Here is a 336-nt window from a genome sequence, read left to right on the forward strand (position 1 = left end):
TTCTGTTAAGCCTCACACTAAGTTTGAAGCTGAAGTATATATCTTGGGTAAAGATGAAGGTGGTCGTCATACGCCATTCTTCCAAGGTTACCGTCCACAGTTCTACTTCCGTACGACTGATGTGACAGGTGCTTGTGAGTTGCCTGAAGGTGTTGAAATGGTAATGCCTGGTGATAACGTACAGTTAACAGCTACTTTGATCGCGCCAATCGCGATGGAAGAAGGTCTACGCTTCGCGATTCGTGAAGGTGGTCGTACTGTAGGTGCGGGTGTTGTAGCTAAGATTGTTGAATAATCTTAGTCTATGTTTGGAAGGCAGCTTGATGCTGCCTTCTT

At 45.5% G+C, this 336-nt stretch carries 1 pseudogene; it reads left to right on the plus strand.

Going from position 1 to position 336, the window contains the following annotated elements:
- Nucleotides 1-295: pseudogene (tuf, locus tag A3757_RS03745) on the plus strand (elongation factor Tu); the annotation flags it as partial.
- Between the last annotated feature and the right edge of the window lie 41 nt (nucleotides 296-336).

The organism is Oleiphilus sp. HI0117 (assembly GCF_001635235.1).